This is a genomic window from Alcaligenes endophyticus (assembly GCF_026344035.1).
Lineage (GTDB): Bacteria > Pseudomonadota > Gammaproteobacteria > Burkholderiales > Burkholderiaceae_B > Alcaligenes > Alcaligenes endophyticus.
In genome coordinates this window covers 374,717-392,166 of sequence record NZ_JAPKND010000002.1, presented here as the reverse complement: position 1 = coordinate 392,166, position 17,450 = coordinate 374,717, and the positions used below count along the sequence as shown (strand labels likewise).

General features: G+C 49.6%; 18 protein-coding genes. 13 read left to right on the top strand and 5 right to left on the bottom strand.

Annotation, left to right across the window (positions count from 1 at the left end):
- Positions 1–30 precede the first annotated feature (30 nt).
- The 4 genes from OSH01_RS06120 (at position 31) to OSH01_RS06105 (ending at position 3,785) form a co-directional block, all read left to right on the top strand.
- Complete coding sequence (locus tag OSH01_RS06120) at positions 31–792, top strand: 3-hydroxyacyl-CoA dehydrogenase (protein ID WP_266123189.1); 762 nt, start codon at positions 31–33, stop codon at positions 790–792.
- A gap of 13 nt (positions 793–805) precedes the next feature.
- Positions 806–2,362 (top strand): murein biosynthesis integral membrane protein MurJ, encoded by a 1,557-nt coding sequence (gene murJ / locus OSH01_RS06115; protein ID WP_266123188.1) that lies wholly within the window; start codon positions 806–808, stop codon positions 2,360–2,362.
- A 50-nt stretch (positions 2,363–2,412) separates the two neighbouring features.
- Positions 2,413–2,676 carry a 30S ribosomal protein S20 gene (gene rpsT, locus OSH01_RS06110; protein ID WP_266123187.1) on the top strand — a complete coding sequence of 88 codons (264 nt, stop codon included), beginning with the start codon at positions 2,413–2,415 and terminating at the stop codon, positions 2,674–2,676.
- Positions 2,677–2,834: 158 nt separating this feature from the next.
- A complete protein-coding gene (locus tag OSH01_RS06105; RefSeq protein ID WP_266123186.1) occupies positions 2,835–3,785 on the top strand; it encodes a 2-hydroxyacid dehydrogenase in 951 nt (316 codons plus the stop codon).
- 20 nt (positions 3,786–3,805) lie between these two features.
- On the opposite strand, the gene OSH01_RS06100 is transcribed toward OSH01_RS06105, so the two are convergent.
- Positions 3,806–4,114, bottom strand: coding sequence for a DUF3579 domain-containing protein (locus OSH01_RS06100; RefSeq protein WP_266123185.1), 309 nt, complete (start codon positions 4,112–4,114; stop codon positions 3,806–3,808).
- A gap of 190 nt (positions 4,115–4,304) precedes the next feature.
- On the opposite strand from OSH01_RS06100, the gene argF reads away from it, so the two are divergent.
- Positions 4,305–5,255 (top strand): ornithine carbamoyltransferase, encoded by a 951-nt coding sequence (gene argF / locus OSH01_RS06095; protein ID WP_266123184.1) that lies wholly within the window; start codon positions 4,305–4,307, stop codon positions 5,253–5,255.
- A gap of 67 nt (positions 5,256–5,322) precedes the next feature.
- Here the strand turns inward: argF and argG are convergent, their stop codons facing one another.
- Positions 5,323–6,663, bottom strand: coding sequence for an argininosuccinate synthase (gene argG / locus OSH01_RS06090; protein ID WP_266123183.1), 1,341 nt, complete (start codon positions 6,661–6,663; stop codon positions 5,323–5,325).
- 157 nt (positions 6,664–6,820) lie between these two features.
- Between argG and OSH01_RS06085 the strand changes: the two genes are divergently transcribed.
- The 3 genes from OSH01_RS06085 to OSH01_RS06075 all read left to right on the top strand — a co-directional run bounded on the left by OSH01_RS06085 (position 6,821) and on the right by OSH01_RS06075 (position 8,841).
- The gene (locus OSH01_RS06085; RefSeq protein WP_266123182.1) at positions 6,821–7,426 is read left to right on the top strand and encodes a peroxidase-related enzyme; all 606 of its coding nucleotides are present in this window, start codon (positions 6,821–6,823) and stop codon (positions 7,424–7,426) included.
- A gap of 4 nt (positions 7,427–7,430) precedes the next feature.
- Positions 7,431–8,252 carry a DUF454 family protein gene (locus OSH01_RS06080; RefSeq protein WP_266123181.1) on the top strand — a complete coding sequence of 274 codons (822 nt, stop codon included), beginning with the start codon at positions 7,431–7,433 and terminating at the stop codon, positions 8,250–8,252.
- 124 nt (positions 8,253–8,376) lie between these two features.
- Complete coding sequence (locus tag OSH01_RS06075) at positions 8,377–8,841, top strand: hypothetical protein (RefSeq protein ID WP_266123180.1); 465 nt, start codon at positions 8,377–8,379, stop codon at positions 8,839–8,841.
- A gap of 10 nt (positions 8,842–8,851) precedes the next feature.
- On the opposite strand, the gene OSH01_RS06070 is transcribed toward OSH01_RS06075, so the two are convergent.
- Positions 8,852–9,709: an MOSC domain-containing protein gene (locus tag OSH01_RS06070; RefSeq protein ID WP_266123179.1), complete on the bottom strand. Its 858-nt coding sequence runs from the start codon at positions 9,707–9,709 to the stop codon at positions 8,852–8,854.
- A 387-nt stretch (positions 9,710–10,096) separates the two neighbouring features.
- Here OSH01_RS06070 and OSH01_RS06065 point away from each other — a divergent pair, with 387 nt between their 5' ends.
- The 3 genes from OSH01_RS06065 to OSH01_RS06055 all read left to right on the top strand — a co-directional run bounded on the left by OSH01_RS06065 (position 10,097) and on the right by OSH01_RS06055 (position 12,969).
- Positions 10,097–10,372 carry a hypothetical protein gene (locus tag OSH01_RS06065; RefSeq protein WP_266123178.1) on the top strand — a complete coding sequence of 92 codons (276 nt, stop codon included), beginning with the start codon at positions 10,097–10,099 and terminating at the stop codon, positions 10,370–10,372.
- A 572-nt stretch (positions 10,373–10,944) separates the two neighbouring features.
- A complete protein-coding gene (locus OSH01_RS06060) occupies positions 10,945–12,114 on the top strand; it encodes a GGDEF domain-containing protein (protein ID WP_266123177.1) in 1,170 nt (389 codons plus the stop codon).
- Between the two features lie 198 nt (positions 12,115–12,312).
- Positions 12,313–12,969 (top strand): 3'-5' exonuclease, encoded by a 657-nt coding sequence (locus tag OSH01_RS06055; protein WP_266123176.1) that lies wholly within the window; start codon positions 12,313–12,315, stop codon positions 12,967–12,969.
- A 72-nt stretch (positions 12,970–13,041) separates the two neighbouring features.
- On the opposite strand, the gene OSH01_RS06050 is transcribed toward OSH01_RS06055, so the two are convergent.
- On the bottom strand, positions 13,042–14,187 hold the full coding sequence (locus OSH01_RS06050; RefSeq protein ID WP_266123175.1) for an ABC transporter substrate-binding protein: 1,146 nt from the start codon (positions 14,185–14,187) through the stop codon (positions 13,042–13,044).
- Positions 14,188–14,537: 350 nt separating this feature from the next.
- Here OSH01_RS06050 and OSH01_RS06045 point away from each other — a divergent pair, with 350 nt between their 5' ends.
- A complete protein-coding gene (locus tag OSH01_RS06045; RefSeq protein WP_266123174.1) occupies positions 14,538–15,335 on the top strand; it encodes an META and DUF4377 domain-containing protein in 798 nt (265 codons plus the stop codon).
- Positions 15,336–15,358: 23 nt separating this feature from the next.
- On the opposite strand, the gene OSH01_RS06040 is transcribed toward OSH01_RS06045, so the two are convergent.
- Positions 15,359–16,165 (bottom strand): AraC family transcriptional regulator, encoded by an 807-nt coding sequence (locus OSH01_RS06040; RefSeq protein WP_266123173.1) that lies wholly within the window; start codon positions 16,163–16,165, stop codon positions 15,359–15,361.
- A gap of 98 nt (positions 16,166–16,263) precedes the next feature.
- Here OSH01_RS06040 and OSH01_RS06035 point away from each other — a divergent pair, with 98 nt between their 5' ends.
- Positions 16,264–17,445, top strand: a complete 1,182-nt coding sequence (locus OSH01_RS06035) for an MFS transporter (protein ID WP_266123172.1) — start codon at positions 16,264–16,266, stop codon at positions 17,443–17,445.
- Positions 17,446–17,450 lie beyond the last annotated feature (5 nt).

Sequence of the window (17,450 nt, the reverse complement as noted above, 5' to 3'; positions counted from 1 at the left end):
GGCTGGGGAGCACTTTAGGAGACAAGTAATATGGATATCGCAAATAAAACGTTTATCGTTACAGGTGGCGCTTCTGGTTTAGGCGCCGGCACTGCACGCATGCTTACCGAGCACGGCGCACAAGTCATTATTGCTGACTTACAAGATGATGCGGGCAATGCTCTTGCTCAAGAGCTCGGCCAAACCTACGTGCATTGTGATGTAACCTCCGAGCAAGATGGTCAGGCCGTCATTGCCGCCGCCCTTAAAAGCAGTACACCTTTATTTGGGCTTATTAACTGTGCTGGAGTCGCTCCCGCAGCTCGCACGGTCGGTCGCGATGGCCCCCACGACTTAGCCCTCTTTGAGAAAGTCGTTAAAATCAATCTTATTGGCACATTTAACATGTGTCGTTTAGCAGCAGCTGCTATGTCAGACAACACCCCTGAAAGCACAGGGGAGCGCGGCGTTCTCATTAACACCGCCTCGGTTGCCGCCTTTGATGGTCAAATCGGACAAGCTGCCTACGGAGCCTCCAAAGCAGGCGTTGCAGGCTTAACCCTACCTATGGCCCGAGACTTATCCCGTACAGGCATACGCTGCCTCACCATCGCACCCGGTATTTTTGGTACTCCCATGCTGTTTGGCATGCCCCAAGAAGTGCAGGATTCACTAGCAGCAAGCGTACCTTTCCCCTCTCGCTTGGGCCGTCCCGAAGACTTCGCCAAACTCGTACACAGCATTATCACCAACGATATGCTGAATGGTGAAACCATACGTCTAGACGGCGCGATACGCATGGCACCAAAATAATAGTTTTATTTACATGGGTTTATTCCGCTCAGCGGCCACGGTCAGCAGCTTTACGCTGCTCTCTCGCATTACAGGCCTGGCCCGCGATATATTGATTGCCCGCGCTTTTGGCGCGGGGCCTCTTACCGATGCTTTTTGGGTCGCGTTTCGCATCCCTAACTTGCTCCGTCGCTTATTTGCTGAAGGGGCTTTTTCACAGGCCTTTGTCCCGATACTAGGCCAAGTAAGGCGCCAAGGCACTGACCAAGAGGTACAGCGGCTACTTGATCGAGTCGCCCTGCTTTTGACCGCCGTATTAATGCTGGTCACCCTCATTGGCATAGTGGGTGCGCCTTTTGTCGTTAGTATGATGGCGAGTGGTTTACGTAGCGCCGAACGCCAGTCCGAATTTGAAGCCGCTGTCTGGATGACACGCACGATGTTTCCTTACATTCTGTGCATGTCGTTGGTGGCCTTTGCTTCCGGCGTACTCAATACCTGGAGTCGCTTCGCGGTCCCAGCCTTTACCCCCATCTTGCTCAACCTATCCATGATAGGCGCCAGCTTGTTTTTAGTCTCTTGGACTAGTACACCTATCTACGCCCTCGCAGTGGGAGTCATGATAGGCGGCGTTGCACAACTGGCCGTACAATGGTTCTCCTTGGCACGACTAGGCCTACTGCCTAGGTATTCCTTTCAACTACGTGCCGCTTGGCAAGATGCGACAGTTAGACGTGTAATGCGACAAATGCTACCGGCCATATTAGGGGTCTCGGTAGCGCAAATTTCTTTGCTTATTAACACCAATATTGCTACCTGGTTACAGGCCGGTAGCGTTACCTGGCTATCGTTTGCTGATCGGCTCATGGAATTCCCCACCGCCTTGCTTGGCGTGGCCATTGGCACGGTACTACTACCCAAGCTATCTGCCGCCCACGCACAACAAGAACAGCACCATTACAGCGCACTCATTGATTGGGGCTTACGACTAGTTCTACTCCTTGGTCTGCCCGCGGCCTTAGGCCTAGCACTCCTTTCGGATGGTTTAGTAGCCTCTTTATTTCATTACGGTGCTTTTAATGCGCAAGATGTCTACCAAACGCAACTTGCAGTCTGCGCCTACTCAGCCGGCTTATTGGGCCTATTAGCCGTAAAAATTTTGGCACCAGGTTTTTATGCACGCCAAGATATACGCACCCCCGTCAAAATAGCTATAGTGGTGCTGCTATTTACGCAACTGATGAACCTTATTTTAGTACCGTGGCTAGCACACGCCGGTCTTGCCCTCTCAATAGGTTTGGGCGCCAGCCTGAATGCGCTTAGCCTGTTATATTTGCTTATTAAGCGTGGCATCTATCAAAGCAGTACGGGTTGGGGGATGTTCATGCTCAAACTCATACCTGCGCTGACTGCCTTAGCGACCATATTGCTGTGCGCACAGCGCTATATAGACTGGACTGGGCTGGGAACACAGCCCATGTTGCGCATAGCCTACCTCGTTGCAGTATTGGTAATATGTGGCATTAGCTATTTTGGTGTGCTATTTGCACTAGGCTTTAGGCCTTCATACTTTACAAGAGCAGCCAAGTAGTCTAATATCATTGTCTTTGCCGAATAAACCTTAAACCGAATCGAAACAATATGGCTAATTCTCCACAAGCTCGTAAGCGCGCACGCCAAGCCGTAGCACGCAATCAACACAACGCTAGCATTCGTTCCATGCTGCGTACTTCCATCAAGCGCGTACGCCAAGCCATTGAAGCCGGCGATAAAGCTGCTGCAAACGAAGTATTCCGTAAAACGACCAGCATTATCGATCGCGTTGCCGATAAAAACATTATCCACAAAAACAAGGCCGCTCGTCACAAAAGCCGCCTCTCTGCTGCCATTCAGGCTATTGCCTAATAGCAAGCAGGCTTTAATGGTTTAATCGGCCCTGGCCTAAAAAACCAGTGACAAAAAAGGGTGCTGAGCACCCTTTTTTTATGCCTGTTAAGCACAACAGCCGCGTACCAGTTGAAGCATGGTATGTTTATAGCTTTACCGCTTTTATTTTAAGCACTATGTCTAAAGCTATACTTTTACAGCTCATCCCCGTGGCTGAACACCCTTTGCTCGAGACCTTAGATCAGTCTTACGAGCGCATATTACTTCCCAATGCTCTTAGCAGTGCAGAACTAAGCGCTCTAGCCCCTCGGGTCGAGCTCATACTCACCTCGGCTACCACACCCACCCCTGCTGCTCTCATTGATCGCTTGCCGGCCCTTAAAGCCATTTGCAGCGCAGGTGTAGGGTACGATGCCATAGACGTTAGCTACGCACAACAAAAAAACATACTAGTCAGCAATACGCCCGACGTGCTCAACGACTGCGTAGCAGATTTAGCATGGGGCCTACTTATCAGCACCATACGCAAAATTCCACAAGCAGATCGTTTTGTGCGTCAGAATGCGTGGACGGCTCATCATACCTTTCCCTTAAGTAATCGAGTCAGCGGTAAAAAACTAGGCATCGTTGGTCTAGGCAGAATTGGGGATGCTATCGCGCAACGCGGTCAAGGCTTTTCCATGCAAATTCGCTACCATAATCGTCACCAACGCCCTGATGTCGCGTGGACTTACGCTGAGACCTTGCTTGAGCTAGCACAGTGGGCGGATATTTTATTGATCGCTACGGTAGGCGGGGAGTCAACGCGCCACTTAATCGACCACTCCATACTCAAAGCGCTGGGACCACAAGGGGTGTTGATTAATATCGCCAGGGGGAGCGTAGTTGATCAAGATGCATTAATCTCCGCGCTACAAAATGGTAGCCTAGGAGCTGCTGGTCTGGACGTGTATGCAGATGAACCGGGAGTGCCCGCCGCATTGCGCGAGCTAGACCAAGTAGTGCTAACACCGCATATTGCCAGCGCCACCCAAGAGACTCGAACAACGATGTTAGAGCTAGCTCTGAGCAACCTGCTTAGCGTTCATAGCTCGGGGCGCTGCCTCACCCCTATCCCTACAATATAAAGCCGCTAAAGGCTTGTAAACTACGGTCCGGTAGAGCTATCCGGATCCATTCCACTCATGACCAGGTTATTGTCGCGGGCAAAGCCGCACACAAACTTCCAAGCCAAAGGTTCTAAGTCGCGTAACCGGGCATCCACCACTACGCAACGCACACCATCAATCAGGCGTGGCACTACATAAGGCGAGTACGTCAAAGGCCCCCCTAGGGATCCCGCTGGCCGGAACTGCGACATAACGCCAGCCAACCTTTCTGCCCAATCACTAGGCCGAAAACGTTGACCTTGTACGGTAGTGCCGTGTATTACTAATTGCTTTACAGACTCTGTCATAAATATCCAAGGACGAATCGAGTGCTTGATGCACCATTATTTCCCCTGTGGCGCATTGTATCCGATCGTGAGGCTTAATATGCCAGAATGGGTCCAAATTAAAACTCTTGACGACGGATCAAACACGTATTTTTTTGCTCTTCTCCATTAGACAAGGTACTATTGTTTCTTTTATTCGCTTGGATTTTGTATGGACGCTACGGTGCAAGCAGGGCCACTACGGCATTTTCTGCAATTTCGTGACTTATCACATGACGAGATCAAGTACGTGCTCAAACGTGCTCTACTCATCAAGGACAAGTTCAAACGCTATCAAGCGCACCATACCTTACATGATCGCACCCTCGCGATGGTCTTTGAAAAAGCCAGCACCCGCACACGCGTATCCTTTGAAGCGGGCATGTATCAGTTAGGTGGCTCAGTCATACACTTAACCACCAACGACTCGCAACTGGGTCGCTCAGAACCCATTGAAGATACCGCACGGGTAATTTCCCGCATGGTAGACCTCGTCATGATTCGCACCTTCGAGCAAACTCGAATTGAGCGCTTTGCCTCTCACTCGCGGGTGCCTGTTATCAACGGCCTTACTAACGAGTTCCATCCCTGCCAAATTTTGGCTGATATTCTCACCTTTATTGAACACCGTGGGGACATCCAAGGTAAAACAATCGCTTGGATCGGCGACGCCAACAACATGGCTTACACATGGTTGCAGGCTGCTGAAATCATGGGCTTTACGCTGCATGTATCTGCCCCCACAGGATATAAGCTAGACCCTGCGCGCACGGGTCAGCCGCCAGCGTCTGTTTTACGCGAATTCGACGACCCCCTACAAGCTTGTAAAGGTGCGCACTTAGTCACGACCGACGTATGGACAAGCATGGGCTACGAAGACGAAAATGAAGAACGTCGTAAGGCTTTTGCCGACTGGTGCGTTGACGAAGAAATGATGCAGATGGCGCAGCCCGATGCTATTTTCATGCACTGCCTACCCGCGCACCGCGGCGAAGAAGTCAGTGGTGCTGTCATCGACGGGCCACAAAGCGTAGTGTGGGACGAAGCGGAGAACCGCCTACACTTGCAAAAAGCATTAATGGAGTTCCTGCTACTAGGCCGCTTAGACGACGAAATCAACTAAGCATCGACGACACAGCAAAAAAGCCAGTTCATTTGAACTGGCTTTTTTATGGGCTACTAGCAATAACTTACTTTGCTTTTTTCTCGGAGCTCAATTGGGGCACTGCTGCGCCACCCGCTGCTGAAAGCAAACCTGCTTTGGTATAGGTAAACAGCTTTTCACGCGTATCAACGATATCGAGGTTACGCATAGTGAGCTGCCCAATACGGTCACGCGGCGAGAAACTACTTTCGACTTTCTCCATGCTCAAGCGCTCTGGTTGGTAAGTCAAATTAGGCGAAGTGGTATCCAAAACAGTGTAGTCATTACCACGGCGCAGCTCTAGCGTCACTTCACCGGTAATCGCGCGGGCGACCCAACGCTGTGCTGTTTCACGCAGCATAATCGATTGTGGGTCGAACCAGCGGCCTTGGTACAACAAGCGCCCCAAACGCAGGCCATTAATACGATACTGCTCAATCGTATCTTCGTTATGAATGCCAGTTACCAGGCGTTCGTAAGCGATGTGCAACAACGCCATTCCGGGGGCTTCGTAAATACCACGGCTTTTTGCTTCAATAATACGGTTTTCAATCTGGTCGCTCATGCCTAGACCATGACGGCCACCGATACGGTTGGCCTCCAGCATCAGTTCGACAGAATCACTGTATTCAACGCCGTTTAAAGCAACGGGCTGACCTTCCTCAAAACGTACCCGTACCTCTTCTGCCTGAACCTGTACATCATCACGCCAGAAAGCGACACCCATAATAGGCTGCACAATCCGTAAACCTGCGTTCAAGTATTCAAGGTCTTTAGCTTCGTGCGTTGCACCGAGCATGTTCGAGTCGGTGGAATACGCCTTTTCAGCTGACATTTTATAGTCAAAGCCATGCTCTTGCATGTACTCGGACATTTCAGAACGCCCACCCAACTCATCAATAAAGGTTTGATCCAGCCAAGGCTTATAAATTTGCAGGGCGGGGTTAGTCAGCAGGCCGTATCGATAAAAACGCTCAATATCATTGCCCTTATAAGTGCTGCCATCACCCCAGATATGAACCTCATCTTCTTTCATGGCGGCTACCAGCATCGTGCCTGTTACGGCACGACCAATAGGCGTTGTATTGAAATACGTGATACCCGCGGTAGAAATATGGAACGCACTGCACTGTAAGGCAGCAATACCTTCTGCCACAAGTTGCTGACGGCAATCGATAAGACGCGCTTTTTCGGCTCCGTATTCTAAAGCTTTACGTGGAATGGCATCGTAATCAGGCTCATCAGGCTGGCCTAAGTTTGCCGTATAGGCATAAGGAATAGAGCCCTTGTTACGCATCCACAATATGGCTGCGCTAGTATCTAGCCCACCGGAGAAGGCAATACCGACTTTTTTATCGACCGGAATGGATTCAAGAATGCTTGTCATTATGGAGTCTGTAAATGGGTGTGCAAAAATATCAATAGACCATTATATAGCCGCACCGCAAGCAATACACCCTCTAACTGCATTCCAAGCCAGATAGTCAGATTCCCCACACTGGTTTATGCTGCGTAGACCACAATTAAATAAAGGAGACCTGAACATGTCTAAAGAGCCCCAGCGCCACGCGCCCGCCATTAGCCGCTACCCTATTCCAGCCTTAAGTAGCTTGCCCGAAGATCTACGCCAACGCATCGAGAGCGTACAAGAAAAGTCGGGGTTTATCCCCAACGTATTTCTCAGCCTCGCCCACCGACCCGATGAGTTTCGCGCGTTTTTTGCTTACCACGACGCCTTAATGGAGAAATCCAGTGGCTTGAGTAAAGCCGAGCGCGAAATGATCGTAGTCACCACGTCCAATGCTAATAGCTGCCACTATTGTGTGATTGCCCATGGAGCAATTTTACGTATACGCGCCAAGGACGCGCGCGTGGCTGACCAAGTGGCTATCAATTATCGCAAAGCCGATATTCCCAAACGTCAGAAAGCCATGCTGAAATTCGCGCTTAAAGTCTCACGCAAAGCGCACAAAATTAATGAAAAAGATTTTACTAAACTGTATCAGCATGATTTTAACGACGAAGATATCTGGGACATCGCCGCCATCAGCGCGTTTTTTGGCTTAAGCAATCGCATGGCCAACTTTATGTCTATGCGTTGCAACGACGAATTTTACCTATTAGGACGCCTGCCCAAGGATAACTCCTAACACCATGGCAATTAAGCAAAGGTTTTATATCGTTCTAGGCTCTTTAGCGATGGCATGCGCGATCGCCGGTGTATTCCTACCTTTGCTGCCTGCCACCCCTTTTGCTCTGGTTGCCTTATGGTGCTTTGCCCGCAGTTCTCCGAAGCGACACCAACGCTTACTCCACAGCAAGTTACTCGGCCCCTATTTACAAAACTGGCAAGACGGATTAGGCATCCCGCGCGCGGCAAAATGCCGAGCCTTAGTGGTGCTCTGGCTCTCATTAGCCGTATCGTGGTATCTTTTGCCACCACTTGTCTATCGGTGGCTACTGCTCATCCCCGGCATTGCCACTAGCATTTACCTTTTAAAACAAGCCAACAGGCCCACCTTACACGCCGCCCTTACTAGTTCCTGCTCTACCACCATGCCAGAACCCATTATCATTGCTGCTGCCGTTATCGTTAATTCCCAAGGCCAACTATTGTTGGTGCGCAAACAAGCAAGTCGGTTTTATATGCAAGCTGGCGGAAAACTCGAAGCAAACGAATCCCCCTTACAAGCACTCCAGCGGGAGCTGCAAGAAGAGCTCAGCATTTCAGCTGCAGAATCGGTACGCGCCCTGCCCTTAGGGTACTTTGAATGCGAAGCGGCGAATGAACCTGGCCACCAAGTCCATGCTCATGTATTCGTATTAACGCTTGACCTGCATCCGCAAGCACAAGCTGAGCTCGCAGAGGCCATATGGGTTACTCTAGACGAGATCGAGTCATTACAGCTGGCACCGCTACTAAAACAGCACATATTGCCCGCCTACCGCCTATGGCAGGCTCAATCCCAAGCATAAAGCTCCCCTAAAGGGCGTAAATTTGGCATAATGGCTGCCCTACTGGCTGCCCATGTGCCTGCACCGGCCACGTCCACAGTTAGTGGTATTATCCTGACGTATTCTGCTTTAATCACCTTTACTTATGCACGCCCAATCCTGTTCTAACGCACTGCTAACATTTACTCTGCAGCAACTGCGCGCTGCCACTCAGGCTGGGGGCATACTGAGCGTAACCATTAAAGCGCAAGGCAATGGATTCTTTGTACAGATAGCAACCCGTAGCGGCCAGGCTGTTTTGGTCACGGCACGTAACAAAGACCCAAGAAGCTTCAAAAGCCCCTTGCAAGCCATTATGCTACTGAGGCAAATTGGTATTGTTCAGGGTAGCTTTGACTCCACCCACTACGATGCAAAGCAGCGCGAAACACCCCAGCGCAGTCGCAAGCGTGCCAGCACGCCACCCAGCAAATTGGGCTTACGCTGGGCAAGGCTAACCGAACACATCAGCAATCCAGTACAGCCTTCGCTGGACGACCCTAGTTTGAATATTGATGAAGAACAAGCGCGCCGCTTACTCGCCCGTCAAGACAAACAACGCCCTCATTAGCCCTTTTCGCCTAAGCAAAGTCGGGACGTACAGAATCGCCTAGCGTTAATCGTGCCCGCGCCGGACTGGCCAATACCGCCTGCACGCCAAAATGCATCTGGCTCCCAAAACCTCGCGTGGTCATTAGCGCGCGTAAGGGTTGCCTCCCCACCTGCGCCGTCGCCTGATTCACATTTGGCAAGGGACATCGTGTGCACGGCTTAAGTACTGCGAAGTACTGCTCCCCCACATATAGGCCACGCAACTGGTCTTCTGCATACGCTGGCAGGCCCGAAAGCACAATATTAGGTCTAAAGCGGGCCATCTCAACCGCAGCGTCGCCCTCTGCCAAAACATGTTGGTTTAATTGCGTCAGGGAAGCTTCGTTGGTGAATAAAAATGGCAAAGAATCCGCAAAGCCAAAATTATGCTCAGCATCTATTCGACGATGACGGCTCTGCCAACGATGTAACAAATCTGGATCAGGGTGGCGCACCCCATAGGTGTGTCGCCTAAGTAAGCGGCATGACACTCCTAAAAAAGTGCTCAGCCACCTCGCCGCCACCTCGCCCTCGTCGCGCCCCAAGCAAGCACTGGACCATATATTCACGGACACTTGGATATCTTGTGCGGTGGAGGTCTGAGTACTCAGAAATAAGTCCTCTTGATCGGGGGCCCTTAACCATAAACCAGACAGTGTAGGCTGAGGAGAAATCAGCGCCATCCGCGGCCACTTGCGTTGAGTCATAAAGGTACCCCGATCATCCACGAGCACCCACTCGCGATCAAACGGCAAGCCCGCAGAGCTCAGCTCACAACTGTCGCTGTAATCAAAGGCACCGCAAGACTTGATGGGGTAACTGTGCAAACCTGCAATAACAGTATTCATAACACACCACAAAAATTTCCACTTGACAGAGCATGTAATTATGTAGATAATTGGAAGGTTGGCAATAACCCACACGCCAATTGCATAGTAGTTTTGACAGTAGCTATTTACTATAATAATGTGCTAAAAAATAAGCATAATTAGTACTTGTACATAAAACATTACTATAAATCGATTACTTGGCTAGCCCTAACGATAATAAATAAAGTTACTCGGCTAGCACCTAAGTATATAAAAAAGACTATTCAGGTAGCACCTACACTACCTTTATTATTATAAGAATTACGGTCTGCCATTATGTGCTGCTACAACATAGCACATGCTTGTCATCATATTTCAACAAGAAAACGGTGTAATAGGCAGGCCTGATTAAAAAAAGGAAAAAACATGATAAACATTTATCCAACCAACCTAATTGCGCGTCCTGAGCACGCACCGCTGAATCGCACCGACATTAGAATTGGTGACACCGTCTATTTACAGCCTAAAGAAGGCCCGAAAATTGCAGGAACCATTATTTTCAGCTCCGGCTTATATGGTTGCAACACCTATACAGCTGACGCTGTGCTCGATAACAAGCAGGGTTCAACCCACTTACGTCTACGCTTTCGTGAGCAAGACATTCATCATGTCGATGTTCGTCGCCCAGCCTGCGTTAACTAATACCTGCCGTCTTAATGGCGTGTAAAAAGCGCTGTTAGTAAAAATTGCCCCAGAAATTGGAGACCACTCCAGTGTTTGGGGCTTTTTTTATCATGCTGCACAGAAAAGCCCTCTTTCTCTCAACGTTAAGGCTCAACATTGCAACAACTAAGTGCCGCCATTAGCCCTTCACTGTTCTTGACCTAAGCGCCCTCAAAAGCGATGCCCCAACCTTTACAATAATTATTACAACTTTTAACTGTCGTGGCATTTTTTGAAATATGTTACTTAGCAACACTATTATGCGCTCTGTTAACGCCCCCGCTTCTAGCAAGAGCAATGCTCCCGCAAGAAAACTCAGTCTACGTTTTCTAAGCTTCGTATTCTTGCTTATCTTCAGCCTCAGTTTGGCGGGGATAAGCTCGCGTCATCATGGCTTACTCGCTATTTTTTGGCCTACGAATGCCGTGCTTTTGGGCTTGCTGCTTAAACATGCTAAACACACACGACTATGGCCTCTGTGGCTTACAGCCTGCAGCGCACATATTTGCGCTGAACTACTAACCGGGCACTCACTCGGACTTGCTCTGATCTTGAGTAGTATTCAAGTAATAAGTATCTCGGTAGCCTATTACCTACTCCACAACACTATCCAACTGGATCTACACCTACGCCGGCCTCATTCCCTATTGCAGTTATTTCTCATAGCCGCCTTTGCATCGCTAGTAAGTGCCATTCCTGGCGGCCTAGTGAGCCAACAAATTTTTGGGAACAGTTATTTGTATAATGCCTCACTTTGGTTTGTCGCTGAGCAACTGGCTTACTCTACCCTTTTACCCGCCATGTTATGTGCGCCACGATTCACGCCTTACGTCACCCGACATCTGTTTTTTAAACTTAAAAGCTTAAATCGTTACCAATGGGCCCCATTTCTGGCCTTATGTTGTAGCGCGATGCTGGGGTTAACACTAGGAGGAACAGGCGCTGTCGCCTTTCCTGTTCTCCCTTTGTTATGGTGCGCACTGAGCTATTCTCTTTTTTGCACCAGTCTGCTTAGCTTATTATTTGTAGGATGGACCTTATGCTTATCAGCAATAGGTATCATCCCCTCGGAGCTTTCATTACTTGCACAAGATGAGTCTATTTCTTTGCATCTTGGTATTCTCTCGATTGCCTTAGCCCCTATGGTCACCGCCAGCATCACCGCGTCGCGTAACGACGCCGTGCGCAAACTACGCTATCTTGCCGAGCACGATAGCCTAACCGGGCTATTGAACCAGCAAACCTTCTATCAACAAGCGCAAACACAACTAGACTGGTATACCCAGACTCACACCCCTCATTGCATGCTTATTTTGGACCTCGACCATTTTAAACAAGTAAACGATAACTATGGGCATACAGCTGGCGACTTAGTTATTCAAACGGTGGCAAAAGTATTACGGGCCGAACTGCGTGATGGAGACATCGCTGGTCGAGTGGGTGGTGAAGAGTTCAGCGTGCTCTTGAGCGATTGTGATCCCACACAAGCCAACAATATCGCTGAGCGCATACGCTTACACATTGCCAAGACTCCCATTACGCTAAAGAACGGCCATGTTTTGCAACTGACCACCAGCATTGGAATTGCTCACGCTCAAAAAACATGTGAACTCAATAAGCTTTTACACAAAGCGGATAAAGCGTTATACAGAGCCAAGGCGAACGGCCGCAACTGTTGTCATATTTATAACGCCAGTCAAGATAAGACCATACTTAACTAGCCCCCCTATCAAAACTTATCCACAAAATATGTGGGTAAGCATGGGGAAAAAACTCCCCTTTTCTGAGTAAAGCACGTATACACGGGCCTTCAAGGACAAGGCTGTCGCTAGAAAAAAAATTGCTCACGGCGGTTTACTATTAGGCAATCTTCCCAGGATGCTCTACCATCCTTACTTTGTCTTACTGATTATTATCTTATGCCTGCCTTACTCTTTGATACCGAAACTACTGGCACCGCCGATGCGCAAATCATTGAGGCCGCTTGGTTACAACTGAGTGACCCTGTATTTTTGCTTATCGACCAAGAGTTTGAACAACGCTACCGCCCCGACGAAACCATTACCCTAGGCGCTTTGGCGACCCATCATATTTACGATGAAGAACTGATTGATTGCCCACCCCACACAGAGTTTAGGCTACCCGCCGATACAGAATACTTAATCGGCCACAACATCGACTACGATTGGGCCCGCGCAGGCTGTCCCGACATTAAACGTATTTGCACACTGGCGATGGCCAGACGCCTATTGCCCGGCTTAGACAGTTACAGCCAATCCGCCCTGATCTATCATATCGATCGAGCCCATGCGCGCGAGTTACTTAAACAAGCTCACTCGGCCTTGGCCGATGTAAAAAACTGCTTTAGCTTGCTAAAGTATCTGTTAGCGCAGCTAGGCAATATACATACCTGGGAGCAGTTATGGCAGTTTTCTGAGCTGGCCCGCATCCCCACCGTTATGGGGTTTGGCAAGCATAAAGGAATGCCTATCGCGGATGTACCCCAAGACTACAAAAACTGGCTGTTACGCCAGCCAGATCTTGACCCCTACCTGATCAAAGCGCTACAAGCGTAATTCAGGACGGGTCACTCCAATAAAAAAGGCCTCTTGTTCCAACACAAGAGGCCTTTTTTTAGATGTGCTGCTTTACTTCAACAGCCGCCACTGCCCATCTTGCACCACTATCATGACTCGGCCACGCTCATCAAAACCGCTATGATCTTCCGGGCTCATATTGTAGACACCTTGGGTTGCCACCAACTCCTGGGTCTGCTCTAAAGCGTCGCGCAAGGCAGAGCGAAACTCGGGCGTACCTGGCTGGGCCTGTTTGGCAGCCACAGGAATAGCTTGCTCTAAGAGCATGCCCGCATCATAGACGTTAGCCCCAAAAGTGGCTGGTGCGGTATTGTACATTTCTGTATAGCGATCAATATAAGTTTGTGCGATTGCTTTCGAAGGATTGCTATCATCGATCTCAGGCAGTACCAACATCATTCCAGCAGCTAGTATTGTCCCTTCGACGTCCTTGCCTCCTAGGGAAAGAAACGCAGGTAATGCCGCACCATGTGTTTGATATATTTGCCCCTTATAGCCTTGCTTAACTAAGGTCACTTGTGGCAGCACGGCCGCCGCACCGGTACCGGCCACCAGCACTGCATCTGGCTTAGCGGCATAAAGCTTCAAGGATTGACCAGTGACTGAGGTGTCAGAACGAACATAACGCTCGGTGGCAATAATATCGATATTATGTTTCTTGGCTTGCTCTTTGGCCACACTTAACCAGTTTTCACCATAGGCATCATTAAAACCAAAAAAACCTAAAGTTTTAACGCCATTTGCGGCCATATGCTCAAACAACGCTGCAGCAATAATGTCGTCATTCTGAGTCGTTTTAAACACCCATTTCTTTTCGTCCGTCATGGGCAACACGGCTGAAGCGGTACCGACTGGCGCTAGCATGGGTGTCCCTGACTCAGCCACAAAGGGGATGACGCTCATGGTGTTGGGCGAACCGGTGGGCCCAATAATCGCATCAACCTTATCAGTGCTGATCAGCTTTTTAATACCCGTGACCGTTTGATTGGTATCACTGGCGTCATCCAAAGACACATATTCAACCGTGAAGTCGCCCATTTTAGTAGGCAATAGGGGCACCGTATTACGTTGCGGGACACCCACTACAGCTGTAGGACCTGTCGCTGAAGTAATCACCCCTATTTTTACTTGAGCCCAACTAACGGAACACATCGATGCCAACAAAAACGCAGCAGATACAGTAGAGAGTCGAAACATGCTTAGATGCGGCCACGGTAAAACAACGCCGATAGCCAGTCCTTTTTGTAGTTAAATGTAAATTACCTAATGCCTGCAAGCCAACACAAACCCATTACAGACACAACTAGTCATTATCTTGCCCTGTCAGCAACAAGATAGCAATAAGTATATGCCTAGCCTGGCTGATAGGCCAAAAGCGACATGCGAAGTCTCAAGCACATCAAAAGCACAGAGTATAAATTTTGCAAAGATAAACTCAAAATGCTTGTACTTCGTCATTATGCAAGACACAATTTAAGACATCGCCACCCTACCTAGTCAGGTATATTTTGTGGCTTGTACAGTACATTTCACGTTAGGAGAGCTCTATGATTAAGAAACACGCTCTTAGTTTTACCCTTTGTGCCGTCAGCATTAGTGTGCTCAGTGCCTGCACCTCAGGCGCGAACTCACGCCATGCTACGTCCCCAGCACAAGAGCTAGAAAACTATCAGTGGACCCAAGTGAATATCATTCAGTCTAACGGTCAAAGCCAATCAGCTTTCCATTCGGCACAAGGCGGTCCGGTGACGCTTAACTTTAGCGACGACCAAATGATGCTCGGAGGCCTGTGCAATAATTTAATCGCCGCTTATCAAGTTAACGGTGACCGCATCACTATTAGTTCGCCCATTAGCACTATGAAAGCCTGTGGTGATGCTGAACTCATGCGCTATGAGCAACAAGTGGGCCAAGCGCTACCCAGTATTGAGCGCTGGAGCTTACTGAAAAGCGACACCACCGATGCGATTCCTGTGTTAACACTACACTTTACGGACGGCACGCAATGGCGCTTACAAGGTGAGCAAACACTAGCCGCCAAATATGGTGTGGAGCCTGTACGCGTATTTTTAGAGATTGAGCCTGCAACAGTAGACTGCACCACCTCTAGCGGCACAATGCAGCAATGTTTACGGGTCCGGGAGATTGTGTATAGCGAGCAAGGTTTACAGACTTCTACTGGCCCATGGCTAGATTACTACGGTCAGATTGAAGGGTACGAACACACCCCAGGCTTACGCCAAATCATTCGTTTAAATCGTTATCCTTTAGCCAACGCACCCGCAGGAAGCGCTGCTTATGTGGACGAGCTAGACATGGTTGTGCAGAGCGAAATCGTGAAGTGAACCCTTCCCCGGTAGCCCCATCGCTACTGGGGGTGTTTTGTATTTAGGCTGGCAAAGTAACGCGCAGGTGCTTGCCCCATAATTTTCTTAAACATGGTAATGAAGGCCGTCACAGAGTTATAACCTAGCTCTGCGGCCACTAGTTGCACCGCCATGCCACCACCCAACAAACGCATTGCCACCATCAACTGCCATTGCTGTTGCCAACGTCCAAAACTCAATCCCGTCTCTTGACGCACTAAGCGAGCTAAGCTGCGCGAACTCATGCCCAAGTAATCAGCCCATTGCTCTAACGTACGCCGTTCACTTAATTGCGTAGACCATGCCCGAGTAATTTTTTGTAAACGGGGCTCTTGCGACATAGGAAGATACAGCCGCTCTACGGGGTTTTTATCCAGCAGCTCAAACAGTAGAGCAACTAAGCGCGCACTTAAACTGTGCTCAAGATAATCAGGTGCTTGCTGCGCCAAGTGCAAAATCAACTCCTGCACTAAAGCACTAACCAGCAAGGTGCAACACTGATCAGGCATCGGCACGGCACCAGGTTCAATAAAAAGAAAGCACAAACGTGCATTGTCCGTAATCCGATTACGATGTACTACTCCCCCTGGTATCCACACAGCGTGCCCTGTGGGAACCAACCAAATAGCCTGTTCAACCTCGCACATTACCGCCCCTTGCAAAGCAAGTACTAACTGGCCTTTTCTGTGCGTGTGCAACTCTTGTTCTTGGGCCCCTGCCTGTACGTCAACATGCAAAGCGATAGCCGGCTGTGCATGCTGATCAGGGTCAAAACGCAATAAGGTATTGATAAGGTCGATACTTGGCATGATTTAGCGATAAATAGTCATTATTGCTTAATTACACCACAACCCTAGCCACGTAGAATAATTATTTCTACTTTCCTACGTATCTAAGGAGACGTTCGGTGTTCAAACTTCCCCAGCTCAGCCGCTGCAATAGCGGCTTGCTGATGCTCGTTGCCATTTTGCTTATCGCGGCGAATCTACGGGCACCTATTACTGCTTTGCCCCCCTTAATCAGCCTCATTCAGCAAGATTATGATTTAAGCAATAGTGCTGCCGGCGCCCTAACCGCTTTACCGCTGTTAGCCTTTGCCTTGCTCTCACCCATCAGTGCTAAGGCAAGCCAACAGGTAGGCTTGGAGCGCACCCTGCTGCTCGCTCTGCTAGGAATTGCCGGCGGGATACTGTTACGCTCACTACCGGGTTCGTCATTCCTTTTTTTAGGCACCAGCCTCATCGGTATGGGGATAGCGGCAGGCAACGTACTGCTCCCTAGCCTCATAAAACGTGATTTCCCGCGGCACATCACAACCATCACGGGAGCCTATGCGTTGACCATGGGCTTGACCGCAGCATTAGGCTCTACACTGGTAGTCCCCTTAGCCACCTACTGGGGCTGGCAAACCGCACTACTCATTTTCTTATTGCTGCCATTGAGCACAATCGTGTTATGGTGGCCCGCCTGCCAACGACCAGTAACTCGTGCGGCGTCTCACTCCGCAACCAGTAGCCCGCTTCCCTGGCGCAATCCCCTCGCTTGGCATATCACCCTGTTTTTAGGCCTGAACTCGACCATTTTTTACATTGCTATCACGTGGCTACCCGCTATTTTCAGCGCTCAGGGCTTAAGCGCGAGCCAAGCAGGTTCTTTGCACGGCGTAATGCAGTTGGCGACCGCCCTCCCAGGTGTAGCCCTTAGTCCTTTACTACGTCGCTTACCCGATCAACGGGTGCCTGCCATGAGTGTGGCACTATTGTCGGCCCTATCACTTTTAGGTTGGCTCTATCTGCCTCACTTAGCCGCACTATGGTCGGTATTATTCGGCATCGGCACCGGAGCAGGCATTATTCTGGGCTTAAGCTTTATCGGCATGCGCACGCATCGCCCTGAACAAGCGGCAAGCTTGTCAGGTATGTCGCAATGCATAGGTTACCTACTAGCGGCTGCTGGCCCCATCGCTATCGCTCAACTACACGACAGGCTCCAAAGCTGGTACTGGCCTTTGTGGATTTGCGCTGGCTTGGCCGTATTAGCAGCCTATATGGGGTACTTGGCAGGCAGAAATATCAAACTGCCCGCCTAAGTCCT

Coding starts and splice junctions, on each gene's coding strand:
- OSH01_RS06120 (WP_266123189.1), top strand. CDS start 31: ATGGATATCGCAAATAAAACGTTTATCGTTACAGGTGGCGCTTCTGGT.
- murJ (WP_266123188.1), top strand. CDS start 806: ATGGGTTTATTCCGCTCAGCGGCCACGGTCAGCAGCTTTACGCTGCTC.
- rpsT (WP_266123187.1), top strand. CDS start 2,413: ATGGCTAATTCTCCACAAGCTCGTAAGCGCGCACGCCAAGCCGTAGCA.
- OSH01_RS06105 (WP_266123186.1), top strand. CDS start 2,835: ATGTCTAAAGCTATACTTTTACAGCTCATCCCCGTGGCTGAACACCCT.
- OSH01_RS06100 (WP_266123185.1), bottom strand. CDS start 4,114: ATGACAGAGTCTGTAAAGCAATTAGTAATACACGGCACTACCGTACAA.
- argF (WP_266123184.1), top strand. CDS start 4,305: ATGGACGCTACGGTGCAAGCAGGGCCACTACGGCATTTTCTGCAATTT.
- argG (WP_266123183.1), bottom strand. CDS start 6,663: ATGACAAGCATTCTTGAATCCATTCCGGTCGATAAAAAAGTCGGTATT.
- OSH01_RS06085 (WP_266123182.1), top strand. CDS start 6,821: ATGTCTAAAGAGCCCCAGCGCCACGCGCCCGCCATTAGCCGCTACCCT.
- OSH01_RS06080 (WP_266123181.1), top strand. CDS start 7,431: ATGGCAATTAAGCAAAGGTTTTATATCGTTCTAGGCTCTTTAGCGATG.
- OSH01_RS06075 (WP_266123180.1), top strand. CDS start 8,377: ATGCACGCCCAATCCTGTTCTAACGCACTGCTAACATTTACTCTGCAG.
- OSH01_RS06070 (WP_266123179.1), bottom strand. CDS start 9,709: ATGAATACTGTTATTGCAGGTTTGCACAGTTACCCCATCAAGTCTTGC.
- OSH01_RS06065 (WP_266123178.1), top strand. CDS start 10,097: ATGATAAACATTTATCCAACCAACCTAATTGCGCGTCCTGAGCACGCA.
- OSH01_RS06055 (WP_266123176.1), top strand. CDS start 12,313: ATGCCTGCCTTACTCTTTGATACCGAAACTACTGGCACCGCCGATGCG.
- OSH01_RS06050 (WP_266123175.1), bottom strand. CDS start 14,187: ATGTTTCGACTCTCTACTGTATCTGCTGCGTTTTTGTTGGCATCGATG.
- OSH01_RS06045 (WP_266123174.1), top strand. CDS start 14,538: ATGATTAAGAAACACGCTCTTAGTTTTACCCTTTGTGCCGTCAGCATT.
- OSH01_RS06040 (WP_266123173.1), bottom strand. CDS start 16,165: ATGCCAAGTATCGACCTTATCAATACCTTATTGCGTTTTGACCCTGAT.